Source organism: Moorena sp., from assembly GCF_982860115.1.
Genome location: NZ_CEYLVT010000003.1, coordinates 76,503 through 96,944 on the forward strand (window position 1 = coordinate 76,503; position 20,442 = coordinate 96,944).

Below are 20,442 nucleotides of genomic sequence, written 5' to 3' on the forward strand. Positions count from 1 at the left end.
GGCATTAACAGTGGACTGTGTGACTATTCCTACATCAAATCAAAGATTATGATGTAGGCTTCTCAGATTTACAAATGAGACTTGCTGATCCTCGATATCTTGTATCGATTTACCACAGCCATTCAGCGGCAGTCCAACCGCCATTAACGCACGATTCAAAATGTTGATACCACTGTTCCAGTCACGGTCAATCGAAACACCACAACTGGAACAATGATGAACGCGCTCACTTAAACTTTTCAAGGGCCCTAGATCCACAATTGAAGCACTCAATACTTGTCCGACGGGGGTCAACTTTCTGGAGTAACAAACCGCGTTTGACCGCTACTGCTTGTAAAATTTCCAGAAATGCCCCCCACGCCGCATCATGTATTGATTTGGCCAGTTTTGTTCTGGCAAGTCCTTTGATGTTTAAATCTTCATGAGCAATCAGGTCGTAATTACTACATAACCAATGAGCAACTTGATAATGAAATTCCTTTCGGCAACGGGTTAAATGAAGGTGCAATAAAGCCACTTGATTCTTAGCTTTTTCCCAGTTTTTAGAACCCTTAACACGACGCGACATAACCCGTTGGGCTTTTGCTAACTTGTCTTGAGCCTTTCGGTAAAACTGAGGAATTGCAATAGCCTCACCATCTGATGTGGTTAAAAATTTTTCTAAACCCACATCAATACCAACAGACGATTTAACTGAATCTACAGGAAGAAACTCAGGGACAGTATCATCTTTCATTGAAATGCAACAATACCAACCGTCTGCTTTTTTAACGATAGTGCATTGTTTGAGAGTGAAACCGTCCGGTATGGGTCTGTGCATTACCACAGGTATCTCACCAATCCGACTCAGCTCAAGCACTCCATCTTTTAGATGTGCTCCCGCTCTGGAATTGTTAACCCGTGGGAATACAAAAGATCGCAACTCACCAGTTTTCTTAAACCGTGGTCGTCCCCCTCGTTGACCATTAACATCAGGTTTTCGCCATCTATCCCATGCTTTATTAAGCCGTTGTAGGTTAACCTGCTGAGTTTCTGTGTAGATTTGTTTGTACTCAGGGAACCACCGCTTAGTTTCTTTAAGGGCGGCTTGCTGGGTGTAGTAGTTGACAGGTTCCGGAATTTCACCAATCGGCTCACTCACAAGACTGCAACGGTCAATCGGGGTTCTAGTCCGCTTGAGCCAGTCAAGCCGTTGCCCTAGAGCATAGTTCCAGTGACGACGCAACAATTCAAGCCATCTCTCCATGATGGCTATCTGTTCGTCACTAGGCTTGATTCGATAGCAGTAAGTTAACAGCATAATGTGATTGTACTACTTGCGTTCGCGTTCGCGCAGCGTCGGCTCTGCCGAAAGCGTGGCCACAGGCCAATCGCGCAGCGTGACCAAAGGTCAATCTGTTGAGAACCAAGATACCCCGTCAGGCGATTCCCCTCCCGCGCTTATCAAAGATTATAAAGGGAGACCCCTTGCCCGTTTAGTTGGGAATTTTTTGGATTAGTTGCCACTTTAATGGTAGACAAGAGAATGGGAAATGATACCAAATTACTTGGGTAGTTACTGATAATCCTTTATTCTACCAGAGCCGGTAGAGTATAGCAGATATCCCACTAACTGATTAGGGTCAAAGGATCGTAGCCGAGACTCAAAATCTCGTGTTTCCTTCTGTCTTATGTATTAATAATGTTGTTTACCTTGCTTGTTTAGCTTGAGCGGTCAGCTATCAGCTAATACCCATCATCCCAAAAGCTAATAGGGATTAGCTGAAGCATGTGGATCGCCAGCTCTAGGACAGGAGCCTCACCTGTCATCTACTAGTTTATGTACATGTTTACGTGAGGTTTACCCTTGCTATAGCGTTTTTTATAGCTATGAGGTACACAGGATTGTTTCCCTCTTACCTCTTATATCTTATCTATTAAATGCTCCATACTCCATAATCTCTGCTCCCTAAAAGCCAAAAATTTGTACTTCATGAGTATGATAATTGCTATATATCATATAAAAACTTCTTCAGCCAAGGCTCACTGATCTGTTCTAGTGAATTAAGGGTGACATCTGCGATCGCAAACCGTTCATCCTCTATATTTTCTGGTGCTGGAACCGCAATACATGCCATGCTGGCAGCTTTGGCACTAATCACGCCACGAACCGAATCCTCTAGGGCAACACACTTTGTTGGTTCTATAGCCAGACGACGGCTAGCGGTGAGATATACTGCTGGATGGGGTTTACCAAATTCCTCGGCTTCTGCTGATGTAATCACATCAAAGGCATCGTTTAAATCGAGCCGTTTGAGTACTGTATCAATTAGACCCATGGGAGATGAAGTGGCTAGGGCTAGGGGTAAGTTTAATGCCCGACACAAGTTTACGGCTTCAATTGCACCTGGCATCGCTTGTCCCATGGTCATCAATAGGTCACTCATCCGAGCGATCATTCTTCGACATACCTCAGCTTGGCTCATACCAGTCCAAGGAAATCGAGCATACCAATACTTGACTACCTCATCGTTTCGCAAACCCGTTGTTTGAGAAGTCATACTCTCGTTCATGGGAATGCCAAGGTCATTGAAGACTTCTAGTTCCACCTTAGACCAAAACGGTTCACTATCAATTAGTAAACCATCCATATCAAAGATGACAGCTACATCCTGCATCAGAATCTTCCTCAAGCGTCGAGATCTACAACAGTTCGGGTTCCAGGCTGTGGACTCCAATTAGTCAATTCTATAAGGAAGCTTCTCGAAAGGGATAAACCGACCAAACAGTTGTTCAAAGAATGCCTCGTCGTTTTTTAGGGACGCGATCGCAGCAGCAATGGTATTCTTAAAATTTCCAAAGAGGAACATTTACCAGGGTAAACGCATCTAATTTAGTAGAAATGGTAACAGACAAAAATTGCATTAACTCAATTTTTTGTGAAATTCGACTAAATCCCATCCTAAAGCAGTTTTTTTTGTTCAAAGTCAACAAATTTTCCGCTGACTTTAAACAAAAATTAAATCAGGTTTTGTACGAAACCTGATTTATAGAGTACTCTCAAATCGACTAAGGATAACGTTGAGGTGCCCTTGACCCGTAATTTAATTACGGGTCAAGGGCACCTTCGGCATTCTTCCGTGTTCCCGTAGCTTGGCAAAATGCTACGCTATAAACCCCAACTTAAACGAATTAAGTTGGGGGAGTTCACGAATCTACTTGAACATGACCAGTACAAGAAGTAGAAGTTCCTATATATCTTCAATTAACCTGGTTAGATTGGGCATAAAGCCCCCGATGCAGATCCATTGAAGTAGCCAATAACAATAGCTTGGCTAAAGGCGGACTCAATCTTGGCTGAAAGTCAAGCGGACTTGAGTTAGCAACTCAGTGTAACTCTGAAACACAAATCTACGAAGCCCATGACGTAAATTCGTATTACTCCTCAAGATCGATTAAAAATCTTTCTCGTTTTTCTTCTTGACCACAACAACTACTGGTTGAGCATTTTCTGCAATTTCACCACTCTCTTTCAATTCGCTAATGGCTTTAGCAATCCTCTTAAAAAGCCTACCCTCACCATATTGCAAATCTTTAATATCATCTTTCTTTGCCGATCCCATGTCTAGGATAATGGTGTTTTCTTTCTGAAGTGTACTCATGAACGTTCTCCTAACTAAATTTTAGCAAGCTTTGTCAAAAGTTGTATCATGCCCAGATCTGCCCTTCTAAAAAACTTCAAAGTGATGTAATGATCATTCCAAAAACTTTTGAAGAACTCAAGCTTTTTTGCCTTCAACATAGCCATTAAATGACCCATTACATCGAAGTTAAGGGTGCATCTCATAGTTGTCAAAAAGTGGCTTAGGGTGCGTGATAAGACGGGCTCGCCAAGACGCAAGCTGTAGCCAGTTTTGGTAAAGTGCGTCCCTTAAGGAACCACCAGGTCAAACTGCAAAAGCGATGCAGCGCGGTCTTGGAGGTTTCCCCAATGAGCGACTGGATCAAGACAATGAGATGCAGCCGAAGTTAAAGGTAGAGCAGAAACCAAACTAAAATTTCATTAACTTAGACATACTCTTGGTATAGTTCTTTCCAAAATCCTTAATCCAACCATTTTTCTTCTTACGATTGGACTTCTCATGGCGGTCCTTATAGACCTTACTTGCCTCGTCGAGACGCTTTGCTTGTTTAAACACAGCCTTCTCAAGAGGCTTTAAACCTGCTGCCTGCTTCTTCTTCTTTTTTTTCTTACTCTTCTTACTTGTCGACCCAGACAATAACTCAGGTGTGCCTCCAAAATCATCTTCACTGCGTAGAATGACAGCGCTCTTAATTCCCTCACTATCAGCCATAACGTTTAGGTTCCTAGATTGATTTAACTACTACAGGTGATTCTATCGCATAAAACATGACTGATCAAGAATTAGAGCTAATTTGTAAACAAAACCTCAACAAGCCAGTCAGGGAGTCATTAATTGGCGATTCGGGCAAAGATCGACGCTACGTTAGCGCTACACTGGAGTCTTCTTCACCTCCCATTTGTTATCGGAGTGAATGACGCAATTGGCCATGGATTTTCAGCCCATACCCAAAGCGGTTGCCATTTACGGAAATAACCATAGACCGTTGGGTGAGCTGGAAAGTCATGGTGCAGCATGTTCAACTGGGATCCACTACGCTGCACATAGCAGATCCAGTTGATGATAGGAGCGCAAGTTTACCCTCCTCAGAGGCCCAAATCCCTTCGGCTTCGGTATAAGCGATCGCAACACTTCCCATTCTACATCACTCATATCCCTTGGATAGGGTTGGCGGTGATGATTGGAGATTTGAGGCAAACGACTCATGGATATAGGGTTTAACTCGTCTTCTATTTTAGATTACAAGTCACTCAGCCAGGCTTCGAGTTAGCTTTAGATTTTCTTTACAAATCAGCTCTTAAACTGAGGTGAATAGGGAAAGTGCATCATTTCATAGTAAGAATTCAGGTCAAGGGTTTTAACCTCTCCCACTGTTCAAAACTTCACGTCCCCTCGATTCATCTAATGCATCCATTGATCACAGTACTTTTAGGATATAACGAGTTTTAACACATGCCCTAGGGGGGCGAAAGCATACCCAGAATCAGCAACGCCTTTCTCCTTCAGATTCGATGGAACCAGTACCCATAAACCATAATGCAAACAATAGGAAAAACGATTGTATAGGCTGGAATTTCAGATCCACACTTATGAGTACTCTGTTATAGTTTCTGAGGAAAGTCTTTACGCTCCAAAACTTTTGCCCCCGCAAGCAGTGTTTTAGCACTGAGGCCAATCAGTATAAAAATACCAATCCATTCCAGATATGGAAGATGGGGAATTTGTTGAACCAACTCTTCAGCCAGTTGAGTATGAATAGGTTCAATCACTTTAAAATAATGTTGATAAACGAAAATATAAACTGCAATTGGTTCAGTTATTAGGAGTAAATAGGCGAGAGATTGAAAACCTACTACCAGCAACAGTGCAAAAATATTACTGGTTAACTCAAATGCGATGGTTCGTTCTCGCAACTGAGGTAAAATCAGGTTATTGTACTCGCTAATAGTGTCAAAGAACTGGTTAATCGAACTTCTAATACTTGTTGGGGTTAAACTTTGTTTGAGAGAACGTTTATCTGCCTGGCGATTATATTTTTTAGATGTCTTGAAAAAATCAAATTCAGGTAATAGGTACTGCAGTGTACCATCTAGAGTTAAAAAAGATCGACTCATTTTGAGAAAAGTCCAATTATTTGGGATACGATATTTGGCCAGCAGTTTAGATAAGTCAGCCGTTGCCCCACCAAAAGACTTTTCTTTAAAGTCTATCCCTTTAAGTTGCGCTTTGGAGGACCAATTCTCCATACCACGCGACATCTCTGCCCTGACTGTAGGTATATTAACTCTGGGAATATCAACAGCCAACCGCATGATATAATCAGACGCTTTGCTATAATCTCCATATGTCAATGCATTGGTATACTCATTATAAGTCACCCTCAAATCCGTATCCAGGGATCCCACGCTACCCATGTCAATGAATACGACTTTGCTCCGACGCAAGAAAATAATATTGCCTGGATGTAGATCTCCATGGTACAAGTTATCTTCAAATACTTGTCGAAGTAATGAAATAAATATCTTTTCACCTACTTTTTCAGCATCAAAGTCATTTTCATCCTCCCATTGAGAGAGTCTGACGGGATCCCTATTCGATACTTTAATATAATCAGAGGCAAGAACCCCATCGATATATTCCATAACTAAAACTCGACGTTTAGAATATTTGTCATAAATCTTTGGAACATATATTTTATGCTCTTTTAGGGTTTTTCTCATCTTACGAGTATTAGATGCTTCATAGCGATAATCTAATTCCTCATTAAAAATTCTATCTAACTCCGATACTGCTTCATCTAAACGTAGGTAACTCAGAACATTAAAAGAAATTAAAATTTGGGCAATGGCTTTAATTAAATCCAAATCTCGCTGGAACGCTTCTTTTAGATTTGGACGTTGAATTTTAACGATTACCGGAACATTTTTTCTTTTCCTTCGCAACGTTGCTCGATGAACCTGACCAATTGATGCAGCTGCCAAAGGAGTCTCATCAAAATCTTGAAATATTTTTTCTATGGGTGCTCCTAGCTCTGACTCAATTGTTGATCTAACTAAAGCCATAGGGAATCCAATGGCTTCAAACTGAAGACGTATTAACTGCTCACAAACCTCTTCTGGGAAAAGATCGGTCCGCAATGCTAACAACTGACCCGTTTTTACCCAGAAGCCTCCCAAATCTTGAAAGAGCTCACGCAGCTCGTTCGCAGTCTTGTTTATGTCTGGCTTATTTGTAATTCGGCGACGTTGTATACCTAAATAGTAAATAATAAATCGTTGGAGAATGTAGAGAGTAGAAAAACGACGAACTTCCAACTTTTCAACTATTTTAACTTTCTTTCGTTGTTTGTTATCAATAAGAGGAGTAGGAGTATCTTTTTTATTGTTCATATTATAAGCAGCCAAACAAAAATAATTTCAATAATAATCATTGCTCTGTCGTAGTCCTACTATCATGAAATACTGAATGTAGTCTTCTGAAAAACTAGCTAGTTTTAGGCAGTCCACGATAGTTTTGCTACTGAAACTGTTACTCTTTAAAAAGTACTGCAGTCCATGTTGGATGAGTTTGCGGTATTAGCAGACATAAGTAGAGAAACAGATCAACGTCGTCAAAATCAGAAATGTTGAATCGCGCAACAAAACTTTACATATTTTCATAAATTAACCCTATAAAGTCCTATTTTACTTTCACCAAATTAGTTTTGTAAACCAATGTACATAGGTAATTTATTGAGACATATGCTGTTTTTCCAAAATCTTTCGGCGTTCGCGTAGCGTGGCCTACGGCCAAGCCGACGCTGCGCGAACGGCTATTTCTATTAGCTGTCATCTTAAATAACCGATTAAATAGCTATAAATCTGAATAATGAATAACTATTCCCCCTACGTCTGAACGGCAAATGTCCAAGCCACAAACTAATTTAACTTGATGATATCCTTGGCTCCATGATAGGTTACTTTTTAAAGTAATTATAGTTGAATCTATCGGCCTTAGGCCACGCTTCGTATTCGGAAATAAATCTCGGCTTTGAACTTTATTTTTTATGGGATTGAGTTGCCTTTTTAATTGATGAGTTATTTCTTGAATAAAAAAAGTTTTTCTCTTATTAACCGCTTTAAAAAAGTTAGGACTTATTAAGTCTATTCCTTGACTATTTAGCCGTTTAAATAAATCTCGCATATTATTGACGACACTCTTATCTATTAGATACTCCAATCAACAAGACATAAATGAGAAGGTACTGAAAGATGGATAATCTTTTTTTGGAAACATTTTAAAAATATCTTTTATGATTTTTGGAAAACTTATTTAAATCATACTTAACGAGTATAAATTTTACAGCTTTGATGATTTTATCATATTAAACAACTTTTTTGACATTCAACACTTCTGCATCAAAATAATTACCAAGGACATGATAGTATCCTCAGGGGGTGACATGCAAGCTAAAATTCCAGGGTAATCCCACCTATTTTGTATAAATTGTACTTGACAAAACACACGTTGCTGCAAAAGTTGGCTGTGGTTCAATTCAGACTAGACAATCTCTCCAGAATCCAGGAAATTGGATAGAGATTAAATTAGTCTGTTCACATGCTCTCACCCCTGATGTCCCTTGGCTTTGGTGCTCCCACCCCATCACCCCTTTCAGGAAAGGATGAAACAGCTCATTCATAGCGTCATTGGATGACCCGAGATTCAAACCGGAACCCAAGCATAAACTTGTAGATATTGTGACCATCGCCATCTTGGGGGTTCTGTCTGGGGCAGATAATATGGTAGCCATTGAAACCTATGGCAAAGCGAAACAGCAATGGTTAGAGAGGTTTTTGGAATTGCCCCATAGTATTCCATCTCAGGATACCTTTTCGGTAGTCTTGGCATTGATTGACCCAACTCAGTTGCATGAATGCTTCAATAGTTGGGTCGAGCAGTAACCCACCCAGCTAGAGATTAAGCTGATCAATATTGATGGGTTTAACTGCTCGGCGTTCCTACGATCGAGAAAAGCAATCTCATTGCCTTACACAGGGTGAGTGCCTGGGTGAGTGAACATCATCTGGTGTTAGCTCAAAAACGGGCCCTTGAGCAAGTCCAATGAGATCACAGCCATTCCCGTGCTATGGAAGGGCAAGATCCGTGTCGTGATGAGGTAGCGCGGTCTTGGGGGTCCCCCCCATGAGCGACTACCGGTGGTGATACGAAGTTCTCCCTTACCCTGCCAATAATACCAAATGTGCCAACTCTTCATGACGCTTTCATGAGCCGAAGAAGGGATGAAGGTATGATTTAAAACTGTGCTAGGTTTTTGATACCCAGTTGACAAATTTTAATGGGATTACCCTGCTATCCTTAGGATAGGCAGCAGTCTGAAATAATCCGGGAAATGTCTGACGCAACCCGCTCCCAACCATAATACTTGTCACCCAGATGGCGTCCGTATCGTCCCATTTTTTCAGCTAACTCTTTATTGGACAATAAAGAGTTAATTGGTTCTGCAAAGGCATCGGGATTCTCATAGTCACTGATCAAGAGACCGTTCATACCTGGGATGACTACTTCTGCGTTTCCTCCTCGCATTGTGGTAACCATAGGAAGACCTGTTGCCATTGCTTCATAATGAACTCGTGCTAAAGGTTCTTGCCATTGAGATGCACAAACAAAGATATCACCCATGAGGAAGTACTTCTGGACATTTGCAGGTGGAATAAAGCCAGTCAAGTAAATTGATTCTTCATAGGTTTTTGCTTGTTCTTTCAGTTGACGAACATATTTATTTTCCTGGTTATTGCCGTACCATTTGCTACCCACTATAAAAAGAAATGTTGATGGGTGTTGTTCTAGAATTTGGGGTAAGGCAGAAATTAGGATATGGGGTCCTTTCTTAATACTTAATCGACCTACATAGACAACGATTTTGCGATCGGTCAATCCGTGATAACTTAGCAATTCTTTGCGACGTCTAGATCCTTCCGGTGACCATCGGGACTGAAACTTTTCTAAGTCAACTCCTGCATATACGGGGTGAAGTTTATGTCGGTAGTCAGGGAAGAGATCGGCAATTCCATCAGCAATAAATTTGCTGACTGTTATGACTCCTCTGACCTTCTCTAAACAAGTCTCAGCAACCTCAGGTTTAATCTTTTCCTCATGAAACATTTCATTGTGCATGCTCAGGAGAAACTGACTACTAGGGCTAGCAGCAGCAATAGAGGGTAAGTATTTAGGGCGATTGTAAAGAATGACTAAATCGAATTTTTCCTCAGCTACAAATTTAGCAGCTGCTTGGTAGTAAGCCTCACTATCACCTGTCGGGAAGCGCTGGTAGCTGACTCCATTCAGGACATGTTGATTGGGCAAATCTTTATCAGTGACAGAAAAAACACTAACGTCATGAAACTTGCTTAGATAAGGTAGTATTCCGTCAATATAAGTCTGGATTGCACCTCCTCGAATACATGGAACAGGAAGCTTCTCAGTGCAGATTAAGAGGATCCTCACTACTTTGACCTCATAACTTCTCAAATTTGATTACTTTTCTCTGACGACATGATTACTCAGCTATTTGCTGTCCTTAATTTAGGGGCGTTGCAAAGCTGGTTTTCAGTTCGCTGAGAGTGGTAGCTTGGTTAGACGTTGGACACAACGAGTTATTCACCAAACTTAGTGGTGACTGGTGATAGCAGGACGCAATCTGCAACCTGATTTTGGGTTTTGTCGAACACTCAAACCTTGAGATCAAGCCATGCTTATTAATCCATATAAAGTGTGTTTAATTTTTTTGACACACTGTATATGGATTTTATTGCCAAGATTGCTCAATGTTATTGTGCCTTCAATGATTTTATAGTTATTGTGCCCCCAATGATTTTATATGAAATGTAAGAATTTAGGTGAGGGTGGTTGACAAAATATTGAAATCCGGTTTGCGCTTTCCGCATTAAGAATTAAATTCGCCACGGGTCGCACCTGTGGTAGCGGCATCAGCGAACAACTGAAACCCGAAAAACTAGCTCCCCCCCAACTCAAGCCACTGACAACAGAGCAGTTGGTGGTCGTGATACTGCACCAAAAGCTGATCGACCAACTGTTGAAGGAATTAGCCGAACTTAAGCTCACACTTAAACCCAACACGTAAATTACCTCACAACCGTTATCAGGGGACTTAATAGACCTCTCCAAAAATTTGAAACTATTTCAGTAACTGCTTGTCAGCGCTCAAATTGACCAAGTCAATTTTACCTGAGGGGGTGACATTAGCCCTGAAAAGTTTACTATCTATGGCTTTGATGCCAGTTCTCTTAGCAAAGATAAACTGGCAAATTGACCCTACGAATGATTTTCTATAAGCTCAAACCCTTATAAATACCTCCAAGCTCAGGCCAAAACAGTATGTATCTTCTAGGTGCACACCTACAGGTGCGATCCAAGGGCGATTTACTAGCCCTTGGATCGCACCTGTAGCGAATTTAATTCGCCTAAGGAAGGCGCACCGATTAAGTAACATATCGGCTTAAAGTACTCCCAGTAAGGATTTTAGCTTGCCTGTTACCCCCTGAGGTCTCCTCTAGAAGGAGAAAGAACATTTGCTATCGTAGGAGATGCCAGTTCAATTGAAGAGGCGACAGACATTGATTATTTTATCACTAACGCCTAATGTGAATTAGACAAAATAGAAAGGAGGCTCGAAGATGGAAATGTCACTGACCACCCGGGAACCCTCCCCTGTTCCGTTGGTGCATCGCTAAATACTAAGCAGATTTAGCCAGTAAAGGTTCTACCGTCTGGGAGGATTCACCGACCTGCTCTAAAATCTCAATCAATTCCCGTTCAAAGGTGACCAAAGCACGATTGGTTTTCCCACCAATATAAAAGCGATCGCCTTTTTGTAATGCCCAAATCTGAGAGTGGGAGACATAACTCATCAGTACCCCTAACATCAGTAAGCCAAAGCCAGTGTAAACAAAGGGAATACCGGGGTCAGCTTTAATTTGTAAGCCAGTGCTGCCGATGACATCTTTAATTTTCAGTATCACCCCATTGACCTTAATCCCCATACCAGGACGAACGCTTGAAACGAGATTACCCGCTCCATCATAGACAAACAGCGTTCCCTGCAAGTCTCTAGCTAAAAGGGATACCCCTTCACTTAAATCAGGTTTTGTGGGAACCCAAGTTCCCCAAATCCGCCCCTCACCATTAGTGGGAAGTTGTGCCATAGGAAGCTGGAAAATTGGACTATTATTCAACTGCACCTGAACCCCAGCAATCCCCCAATCGGTTTGGTAAAAGGTGACACCTCGATATCTTAGGGGCTTATTCACATAAATCGTCTCTTGGTCAACGTCCTCACCTTGACTATCCAAAACTGACAGATTGGAGTAAAATTGATCGATATCCCCAGACGGAGTGTAATCAATCCAGAAGCGATTCACCCGCACTGACAAATCTTTGGGGATTTGGGGCCAAGCAAACGGACCGGCATCAATAATGTTTCTAACTTGGAATGTATCACCACTGGTAACCATTTCCTGAGCAGTAAATCCTGTCATTGACCCCCAAATTGACCCTCCCAGGATAATCAACATACTGGCATGAACTACAATTGGACCAATCCGTCCGATAATTCCTTTACGGGCGTAGATAGTATCCCCCTCTTGGAATACCTTGTAACGCCGCTTCTCTAACAACTCAGTGAGGGAAGTAAAAGACCCCTTGTCCAACTCTACACTCAAGGCAAGTTTCCCAAATTGGCGGGGTTGTTTGTAAAACTTCCAATTCCGGGCTGCTTTTAAAGCTGGAAATTGACGAGTGAAAGTACAGGCGGTCAGACTACTACCGAATAAAACTAATAAGGACAAAAACCACCAAGTCCGGTAGACATGATCTAAGCCTAGGAGCAACAACACTTTCCAGCTGAGGAAACCAAACAACGCTGGGTCTTCAGGATAATTGGCTTGGTAAAAGGCCAGAGATTCCCCCTGTTCAATAACTGTACCGCTGATGCTAAATAATGCGATCGCAAGCAGCAAGATAATCGCTAGGCGTAAGTTAGCCAGCACTGATACGAAGCGACGCCACAACCTACTGCTAGTCAATGATGTGTTTTCTGATGTGTTTTCTGATAAATTTTCTGATGAATTTTCTGATGTGTTTTCTAAAGTCATATAAAGTCTAGTTAATTACTTGTTTTCTTAATAAGATGAGCAGATTTAGGAAAATAAGATCAGTAAGTATATGCCCATAGCGCATTAGCTGATAGCACCTCAAGTAGCGTGTGCGTAGCGCATTAGCTGATAGCTGACGACGCACTTAGCACTCAGTACTCAGTCAAAAAATTCCCACAGGAATCCTAGACAACAACGAAAACACACCAAATGCCACCAATAGCGCACCACTTACTGGTGTAATCCAACTCGACCACTGTCGCAATTCTAATAATCGTTTAATTGAAGCAGTAAAGGTACCTGCCAAGATCAAGGGTGCCACATAACCAGCTGTATAAGACAACAGCAAGGCACCACCTAAGACTAAATCTTTAGTTGAGACAACCCAAGCCAGTAACGTTGCTAATACCGGTGTACTGCAAGGTGAAGCGACTAAACCGAAGGTCAAACCAATTAGATAAGAGCGTAACCCTTTCGGCCATTCCTGGGAAATCCAATCCATACCACCCCAAGTTGGAAACTGTAGCGGTAGTGCTTCTAGTAAATTCAACCCCATAATAATGGCGATTAGGCTGACAATAATCGGTAAGCCAACACCGATTTGACCATAGACTCGCCCGATAGATGCTGCGATAATTCCTAATGCAGCTAAGGTTGTGGCTAAGCCTAAGGCAAACCATACCGATTGGGTAGCAGCTTGCAGCCGTCCTTGATTTTCATAACCACCGATGTAGCCAATCGTGATGGGTAGCATTGATAGCATACAGGGGGTTAGGCTAGTCAGCAACCCAGCAGCAAAGATGATGGCGATGCTGACTAGGCTCAGGTGAGTCAGTTGACTGTCAACCAGGTTATTAGCGAATTGTTGGAGTTGATAAAGTTGAGTCGAGAATGTGTCAAGCATAGGGAATTTAAACACCCAGTTTGGTTGAATTGTAGCGTATTTAACCCCTCAAGTACGGTGGCCAAATCCCACGGATATATAGCGGTTCTCATATTAATGAGGCGGTGCCACAAGGCGCGAGGTTCCCAACTCCTAGGTCGCCGCTCCGCGAACGCCTAGGGAACGCGCACCAAGAGAGTAGACAGAATTTTACTGTTGCCTGTTGCCTGTTGCTAGCATGCCTATTGCTAGCATGCCTATTGCCTATTCCCTGTTCCCTTAAATCCACAACTTGTATACCTCACCTATTTGAGAAATACTATAGTAAGGCACGATAATAATAAGTCGGCAAACTTTTTTAAGGGGATAGACTATGTTCACTAAACGTGACCTTCCCTCAGAGCAGGAACTGCTAAATTTAGCGAGACAGTACCCTGAGCTAGATATAGCATCAGTGTTTACTTGTCTGTCGTTCCTGAAAACTACCACTGAGATCTACGAAGCGATTGACACTCATTTGGGTCGCTACGAGTTATCAATCGGTAAGTTTACCGTACTCATGCTATTACACAAAGCTGGTGAGTTAGGGTTGACTCCTTCCGAATGTGCTCAACAGGCTGGTGTTACTCGTGGGACGATCACAGGTCTGCTCGATGGTCTCGAACGTCAAGGGTTAGTTAAACGCCAGCCCCACCCAGATGACCGACGGATGCTGATGGTTCAGCTGACTCCAAACGGTTGGCAGTTCTTGAAGGAAATGCTTCCCGACCACTTTAATCGGGTGACAGGTTTGATGGCTCACCTGACTGGCGCAGAAAAGAAAACCTTCGTTAAACTTTTAGCAAAGTTGCGAGCGGGAACCCCTGCTATGCAATCTGCTGAATTTCAACTGACCCAGTAATGAGGGATTGCTCAAAAAATTTGTTAGCGGTGCTCATCATGTATTTACTTTATGATAAATTAAATAGTAAGGAGCCATATAATATGGCACACAAGAGATAGTTATGGCTCATATAACCGACAGAAGTTGATTTAACGGGAGGAGTCATGGAGCCAAAGATTGGGATAAAAGATCAGGGATTATCAAAGCCCCTAAGCCGTTGGGTGATTGTACTGGCTGGTGTTGGGATTCTGGCAACTGTGGTCGCTAGCCGATATAGTTTGGAAATGGTCCGTGAGCGCCCGCCAGAACCAGTGCCATCCCCCAGTACAACCCCAGCTATCCGAGCTGTAACTGCTCTAGGACGTCTCGAACCTGAGGGGGAAGTTATTCAATTAGCTGCTCCAACAACTTTTCAAGCACCAAGGGTGGCTGAGTTACTGGTTAAGGAAGGGGATAAAGTAGGTGCCAATCAATTGATTGCCATCATGGAAAATCGCGGACGCTTACAAGCCGATTTAGAACGGGCGAAAGCGGAGGTTAAAGTAAGCCGTGCGAACTTGGAGAAAGTCAAAGCTGGTGCTAAAAATGGCACCATTGCTGCTCAGGAGGCTAAGATTAAACGACTAGAGGCAGAGTATCGGGGGCAGAAGGAGGCGCTACAAACTCGCATTGACCGTTTACAGACTCAGCTGCAAGAAACACAACAAGAGAAAGATGCCACAGTCAGGCGATTAGAGGCTCAGTTAAGGAATGTGCAAGCAGATTTTCAGCGCTATGACCAGTTAGAACGAGACGGTGCGATCGCAATTTCCGAATTGGACAGCCGCCGCCTAAACGTAGAAACTGCCCAAGAGAGCGTCAGTGAAGCCATAGCCAACCGCAGCCAAACTATAAGCACCCTCAGGGAACAACTCAAAGAAGCTATTGTCAACCGCAACCAGACCCTAGCTGTGGTAGAAGCACAGATTAACGAAGCCAAAGCTACCCTCGAAGAGATTAAAGAAGTACGTCTAGTAGATATTAAACAAGCTGAAGCAGAGCTAGAAATGGCTATGGCACAAGTTAAGCAAGCCGAAGCAGAATTAAAATTTGCTTACGTGCATTCTCCACTAGATAGTCAAATTTTGAAAATTAACACTTATCCAGGAGAAACCGTAGATCAAGAAAAGGGAATTGTGGAACTAGGGCAAACTGACCAAATGATGGTTGTTGCTGAAGTCTACGAAAGTGATATTAGTAAAGTCAAGCTAGGACAGAAAGTAACTATTATTAGTGAAAGCAAGGCATTTGAGGGTAAACTCAATGGCACTGTAGTTAGAATTGGGCAACAAATTGACAAACAGGATGTTCTTGACACTGATCCAGCCGCTGACGTAGATGCCAGAGTTGTCGAAGTAGATATTCGTCTCAATCCAGAAGACAGCAAGACCGTTACTGATTTAACTAACTCCCAAGTCATCATAAAAATAGTTATTAATGATTAGTCAATCGCTTGGCTCCAATTAAAAATTATCAATTCAAAATTAAAAACTACCCCATAAATGAATTCAAGGGCTTAGATCCGGTGGGAAAAATTACCAATGATAATGCTATTAATTTTTAAGTTTTGATTTTGAATTAAAAAATAGTAATTAACCAGTAACTATTAATCATGAAAATACCTTTAGCATGGTTACAATTGAGCCATGAAAAAATGCGTTTGCTGGTGGCACTGGCAGGAATTGCTTTTGCCGATATTTTAATGTTTATGCAAATGGGTTTTCGGGATGCCCTGTTTGAAAGTAATGTGACACTACATAATAGCTTACAGGGTGACATTTTTTTGATTAGTCCCCAGTCCCAAGCAACACTCGCTATGAAAAGTTTTCCTAGTCGCAGGTTGTATCAAAGTATTGCATTTGATGGGGTCAAATCGATCCGTGGGATATATATGGACTATGCCCTCTGGAAAAATCCTCAAACCCGTGAAAGTCGTAATGTACTTGTGATTGGGTTTAATCCTACTGACAACGTCTTCAATTTATCTGGAGTAACCAGCAATCTGGATACGATAAAAATACCAGATGTAGTTTTGTTCGATGACAGCTCCAGACCTGAATATGGTCCTATTGCGGAAGAGTTTAATCAGGGCAAAGAGATAACCACTGAAGTCAAAGAACGTCGCATTCGAGTAGGGGGCTTATTTACCCTAGGGGCTTCCTTTGCAGCAGATGGAAATGTGATCACCAGTGATTTAAACTTTTTCCGCCTTTTCCCTGACCGCCATAGAGGACTGATTGATATCGGTTTGATTGAATTAGAACCAGGGTTAGATGTGGAGATAGTTGTAGAGAAGATGAGGCGCGAACTTTCCAAGGATGTTAGAGTTTTATCCAAGGAAGAGTTTGTTAATTGGGAGAAAGCTTACTGGCAAAGTAGTACAGCTATTGGCTTTATTTTTACCCTCGGTAGCGCGATGGGATTTATCGTGGGTACAGTGATTGTTTATCAAATTCTATATACTGATGTCGCGGATCATTTGCCTGAGTATGCTACCCTCAAAGCCATGGGTTATAAAACAAGCTATCTATTGATTGTCGTTTTTCAAGAAGCTATAATTCTGGCAATTTTAGGTTATTTTCCTGGATATGGACTAGCCTTAGGGTTGTATAGTTTAACGAAAAATGCTACTAGTTTACCCATAGCTATGAGTCTAGCTAGGGCAGTGACAGTCTTGATTCTGACGCTTATCATGTGTTGTATTTCCGGTGCGATCGCGATTGGGAAACTCCAAGCAGCCGATCCCGCTGATATTTTTTAAACTATCCCTAAAACTATAATCAATAACTAATAACTAGGTAGGAACGAAAACTGTCATGGTGGACGAACCAGTTGTATCCATTAAGCATCTTAACCATTACTTTGGTAAAGGTTTCCTACGGAAACAGGTTTTGTTTGATATTGACCTAGACATCCACCAAGGAGAAATTGTGTTGATGACTGGTCCTTCTGGATCGGGTAAGACGACATTACTAACCCTAATCGGAGGATTGCGATCGCCTCAAGCTGGTAGTCTCAAAATTCTAGGACAGCAACTCCTCGGAGCCAATAAACGACACTTGATAGCAGTGCGGCGTCATATTGGCTATATTTTCCAGGCTCATAACTTACTCAAGAGTTTAACAGCTCGCCAAAATGTGCAAATGTCAGCAGAACTACACCCAGAACTTTCTGTTAAAGATGCTATGACTAAATCAGTAGCTATATTGGAAGCAGTGGGGTTAGGTAAGTGGGTGAATTACTACCCAGATAAACTTTCTGGAGGGCAAAAACAGCGAGTCGCGATCGCTCGTGCTTTAGTGAGTAATCCCAAGATACTCTTAGCAGATGAACCAACAGCAGCCCTAGACAGTAAATCCGGTCGTGAAGTGGTGGATTTAATGCAGCAGTTAGCTAAAGAACAAGGATGTACAATTTTACTGGTTACTCACGACAATCGAATTCTCGATATTGCTGACCGGATTGTTAATATGGAAGATGGGCATCTCAATGGTATCAAAGCAGTTAGTTAAGCTGGACTGACTTTAGCACGATGCAGCAACTTATCACCAATGCGGTAGCCAGTGTAACGTACCCTAACCCGATCACCTGGTTGAGCAGTGCCTGACATGAGTTGGTGTTGTTGTGGATCATAAGGAAGTTCGTCCCCTACAGATGCGATCGCATCCACACCCCATTTTTGTACCAACTGTTCCACTGGCTTTACCAGGGGCAATAATCTCGCAGCTGGTAACTGCTGATTCTGTTGTGCCGCATAAGCAGCAGTGGGCCATTGCACTAGCCAGGATTCTAGCACTTGTAAACTAGATTGCTGAAACTCCTGCATTAAAGTTTCGCGCTGCTGTTCCAACTGCTGTTCCAGACGCTGGTACTCCTGCTTTAATGTTGAGTCTTCCTCCTGTGACGTAGAAACAGAATCTGGCAAAAACATAACCAGTAACTGATTCACCGACACCTGCAACGCTTGAGCAAGTTTGAGCAGCGTTTTTAGCTGCATCTGCGAGACCTGACCTTTCCGCAAACGCCTCACTTGCAACTCGGAAACATCAGCTTTGAGACTTAGTTGCCTAAAACTAGGAATACCCACTTTTGCCATAAGTTGTCGCAACTGTTCACTGTAATTGGGATAGGAAGACTCGGTCATTTCCAGGCTGACGTATCAAGGATAAAGGATGACAGGAGAAGATTTATAAATCTGATCAACTCCGGTAGAGTAATTATGATATCCCTTATTGTGATTATTGGTAAGTGCGATCAGCTAATCGCTGATCGCCAACTGCTGAGTGGTTACCAAATAAGATATTTGCTCAAAGTGCATTTACCCAGAAATCAGCTGTTACAATCTCACCATTACGCTTAAATTGACCCCACACTTTATATTTACCTTTTTCAGGAAATTGGGTAGCAAAACGTATCGGTTCAGTCGTTTTACCTGGAAGTGCGTGAGCATGAATGTAATCAGATGCTGTTATAGATTCTGATTTTTTAACAATTACTAAATGACCAGCTTCTCCCAAATAAGGTTGTAAATCAGTAACCGGATTATTATTAGTAGCATCTTTTAAGTTAAAGCTAATCATCACTTCTTCATTAGCCTGAACTTTGGGTTTATCAAAACTCAGCTCAACCTTGGTCTTGCCAAAGACTTTGGCATTCTTAATTTCTATATCACTTAGAGATGAATTAATGCCTGGGGCTTTTACTTTTAGCACCGAAACTCGCTCTGGGTTTCCAGTTGGTTTGTAATCGCTAAAAAGAGTATAATCACCAGGTTTAGGAAAATTAGCTTCAACTTCAAACCTTCCATTACCTTTGTATTCAGGATGAATATGATCGTAAAAATCAAGATCATCACTGACTACAATTAAATGCATTATTTTTTCTTGGAAAACCTCAAAATCAGGAACAGCATTTCCCTCATAGTCTTGAATATCAATTACCAAATTATTTGGTTTATCTAAAGTAATCGTTGAGGGAGTCGTTAGTATAGCTTTAGTCTTTACTGATGGTTTATTTCCGTGACCATGGCTACCATGGTGATGACCATGCTCATTGTGATTATGGTGACCATGGTGTTTATCTCCCTCAACAGATGCATCTCCAGACTGCACTGGTGTTGAACAACTTTGAGCCAGAAATAAAGTAGAACTAACTAGTAATGCGCTAACCAAACGATTCATTATGTCTTTACCCACAAAAGTTCTTCAATATTTATTGTTTAAATGAAAAGCGACCGTTGACTTTTTCCCCGTTAATGTCAGTTTGAATGACCACCTTATATTCCCCAGTTGCTTTCCCTGGTAAAAAAGCAGCGTAATGTTTACCAGCCTTGTCATAGCTGAAATCTAGATTTTTTTGCTCACCATTTGGTAACTGGATTTGAGCCTTAACTTTGGCATTAGATACACTTTTGTGTTCCTCACCCTGTTGTAGAAAAAAGTCTAAGTGAATTCCCTGTTTTTCGACAATAGGTAACAACTCTAAATGATAAGGGCCAGATTCAATCACTTGACCACCTTGGGAGTAACCATCACCATTAGTGTGGGAGTGATTGTGACCATCATTGGAAGAGTGAACTTCATTAGTTTTTGCAGTTGTCTCTGAAGAAGTAGTTTTATTAGTATCCTGTGTACTATTTCCGCAAGAGGCTAAAAACATCAATACCACACTAGAGAGAACAATTAAATTTGACTGCAACCACGAAGCCATAGTTTTACTCCTTTAAAACTAATTTATTTTTTTGATAAGCACTAAAACTATTTACATTTAATAAAGCGGTTTTACTGACTATGAAGTAGACAATTTTTTTTATGCTCCCTGCTCCCTGCTCCCTGCTCCCTGCTC

General features: G+C 41.8%; 19 protein-coding genes and 1 pseudogene. 6 read left to right on the top strand and 14 right to left on the bottom strand.

The features are described 5' to 3' along the window. Window positions 1-39 precede the first annotated feature (39 nt). From AC4II3_RS01285 to AC4II3_RS01305, 5 genes and pseudogenes are all read right to left on the bottom strand, one after another. Window positions 40-1,300, bottom strand: a pseudogene (locus tag AC4II3_RS01285) (RNA-guided endonuclease InsQ/TnpB family protein). 688 nt (window positions 1,301-1,988) lie between these two features. Next, entirely contained in the window at window positions 1,989-2,657 is a 669-nt protein-coding gene (hxpB, locus tag AC4II3_RS01290) for a hexitol phosphatase HxpB (RefSeq protein ID WP_488007780.1), read from the bottom strand. Between the two features lie 60 nt (window positions 2,658-2,717). Next, window positions 2,718-2,849 carry a hypothetical protein gene (locus AC4II3_RS01295; RefSeq protein ID WP_488007782.1) on the bottom strand — a complete coding sequence of 44 codons (132 nt, stop codon included), beginning with the start codon at window positions 2,847-2,849 and terminating at the stop codon, window positions 2,718-2,720. A 585-nt stretch (window positions 2,850-3,434) separates the two neighbouring features. After that, the gene (locus AC4II3_RS01300) at window positions 3,435-3,641 is read right to left on the bottom strand and encodes a DUF6200 domain-containing protein (protein WP_488007784.1); all 207 of its coding nucleotides are present in this window, start codon (window positions 3,639-3,641) and stop codon (window positions 3,435-3,437) included. Window positions 3,642-4,031: 390 nt separating this feature from the next. Next, window positions 4,032-4,334 (bottom strand): DUF6312 domain-containing protein, encoded by a 303-nt coding sequence (locus AC4II3_RS01305; protein ID WP_488007786.1) that lies wholly within the window; start codon window positions 4,332-4,334, stop codon window positions 4,032-4,034. A 56-nt stretch (window positions 4,335-4,390) separates the two neighbouring features. Here AC4II3_RS01305 and AC4II3_RS01310 point away from each other — a divergent pair, with 56 nt between their 5' ends. After that, window positions 4,391-4,540: a hypothetical protein gene (locus AC4II3_RS01310; RefSeq protein ID WP_488007788.1), complete on the top strand. Its 150-nt coding sequence runs from the start codon at window positions 4,391-4,393 to the stop codon at window positions 4,538-4,540. Between the two features lie 115 nt (window positions 4,541-4,655). On the opposite strand, the gene AC4II3_RS01315 is transcribed toward AC4II3_RS01310, so the two are convergent. The 3 genes from AC4II3_RS01315 to AC4II3_RS01325 all read right to left on the bottom strand — a co-directional run bounded on the left by AC4II3_RS01315 (window position 4,656) and on the right by AC4II3_RS01325 (window position 7,805). Further along, window positions 4,656-4,829 carry a hypothetical protein gene (locus AC4II3_RS01315; protein WP_488007790.1) on the bottom strand — a complete coding sequence of 58 codons (174 nt, stop codon included), beginning with the start codon at window positions 4,827-4,829 and terminating at the stop codon, window positions 4,656-4,658. 395 nt (window positions 4,830-5,224) lie between these two features. Next, window positions 5,225-7,012, bottom strand: coding sequence for an ABC1 kinase family protein (locus tag AC4II3_RS01320; RefSeq protein ID WP_488007792.1), 1,788 nt, complete (start codon window positions 7,010-7,012; stop codon window positions 5,225-5,227). A gap of 463 nt (window positions 7,013-7,475) precedes the next feature. Further along, window positions 7,476-7,805 (bottom strand): hypothetical protein, encoded by a 330-nt coding sequence (locus tag AC4II3_RS01325; protein WP_488007794.1) that lies wholly within the window; start codon window positions 7,803-7,805, stop codon window positions 7,476-7,478. Between the two features lie 503 nt (window positions 7,806-8,308). Here AC4II3_RS01325 and AC4II3_RS01330 point away from each other — a divergent pair. After that, complete coding sequence (locus tag AC4II3_RS01330) at window positions 8,309-8,563, top strand: ISAs1 family transposase (protein WP_488007796.1); 255 nt, start codon at window positions 8,309-8,311, stop codon at window positions 8,561-8,563. A gap of 415 nt (window positions 8,564-8,978) precedes the next feature. Here AC4II3_RS01330 and AC4II3_RS01335 read toward each other — a convergent pair whose 3' ends face one another. The 3 genes from AC4II3_RS01335 to AC4II3_RS01345 form a co-directional block, all read right to left on the bottom strand. Next, window positions 8,979-10,127 carry a glycosyltransferase family 4 protein gene (locus AC4II3_RS01335; RefSeq protein ID WP_488007900.1) on the bottom strand — a complete coding sequence of 383 codons (1,149 nt, stop codon included), beginning with the start codon at window positions 10,125-10,127 and terminating at the stop codon, window positions 8,979-8,981. Between the two features lie 1,250 nt (window positions 10,128-11,377). Continuing rightward, a complete protein-coding gene (locus AC4II3_RS01340) occupies window positions 11,378-12,793 on the bottom strand; it encodes a cytochrome c biogenesis protein (protein WP_488007898.1) in 1,416 nt (471 codons plus the stop codon). Window positions 12,794-12,956: 163 nt separating this feature from the next. Continuing rightward, window positions 12,957-13,697 (bottom strand): cytochrome c biogenesis protein CcdA, encoded by a 741-nt coding sequence (locus AC4II3_RS01345; RefSeq protein ID WP_075895983.1) that lies wholly within the window; start codon window positions 13,695-13,697, stop codon window positions 12,957-12,959. A gap of 352 nt (window positions 13,698-14,049) precedes the next feature. On the opposite strand from AC4II3_RS01345, the gene AC4II3_RS01350 reads away from it, so the two are divergent. From AC4II3_RS01350 to AC4II3_RS01365, 4 genes are all read left to right on the top strand, one after another. Then, window positions 14,050-14,577, top strand: coding sequence for a MarR family winged helix-turn-helix transcriptional regulator (locus AC4II3_RS01350; RefSeq protein ID WP_488007896.1), 528 nt, complete (start codon window positions 14,050-14,052; stop codon window positions 14,575-14,577). A 146-nt stretch (window positions 14,578-14,723) separates the two neighbouring features. Then, entirely contained in the window at window positions 14,724-16,043 is a 1,320-nt protein-coding gene (locus tag AC4II3_RS01355) for an ABC exporter membrane fusion protein (RefSeq protein ID WP_488007894.1), read from the top strand. Window positions 16,044-16,210: 167 nt separating this feature from the next. After that, window positions 16,211-17,359 (top strand): ABC transporter permease DevC, encoded by a 1,149-nt coding sequence (gene devC, locus AC4II3_RS01360; protein WP_488007892.1) that lies wholly within the window; start codon window positions 16,211-16,213, stop codon window positions 17,357-17,359. A 55-nt stretch (window positions 17,360-17,414) separates the two neighbouring features. Further along, window positions 17,415-18,110: a DevA family ABC transporter ATP-binding protein gene (locus AC4II3_RS01365; RefSeq protein WP_488007890.1), complete on the top strand. Its 696-nt coding sequence runs from the start codon at window positions 17,415-17,417 to the stop codon at window positions 18,108-18,110. On the opposite strand, the gene AC4II3_RS01370 is transcribed toward AC4II3_RS01365, so the two are convergent. The 3 genes from AC4II3_RS01370 to AC4II3_RS01380 form a co-directional block, all read right to left on the bottom strand. Next, window positions 18,107-18,742: a helix-turn-helix domain-containing protein gene (locus AC4II3_RS01370; RefSeq protein WP_488007888.1), complete on the bottom strand. Its 636-nt coding sequence runs from the start codon at window positions 18,740-18,742 to the stop codon at window positions 18,107-18,109. The genes AC4II3_RS01365 and AC4II3_RS01370 overlap by 4 nt on opposite strands. 163 nt (window positions 18,743-18,905) lie before the next feature. Next, window positions 18,906-19,793 carry a DUF8832 domain-containing protein gene (locus AC4II3_RS01375; RefSeq protein ID WP_488007886.1) on the bottom strand — a complete coding sequence of 296 codons (888 nt, stop codon included), beginning with the start codon at window positions 19,791-19,793 and terminating at the stop codon, window positions 18,906-18,908. A gap of 16 nt (window positions 19,794-19,809) precedes the next feature. Further along, complete coding sequence (locus AC4II3_RS01380) at window positions 19,810-20,307, bottom strand: hypothetical protein (protein ID WP_488007884.1); 498 nt, start codon at window positions 20,305-20,307, stop codon at window positions 19,810-19,812. Window positions 20,308-20,442 lie beyond the last annotated feature (135 nt).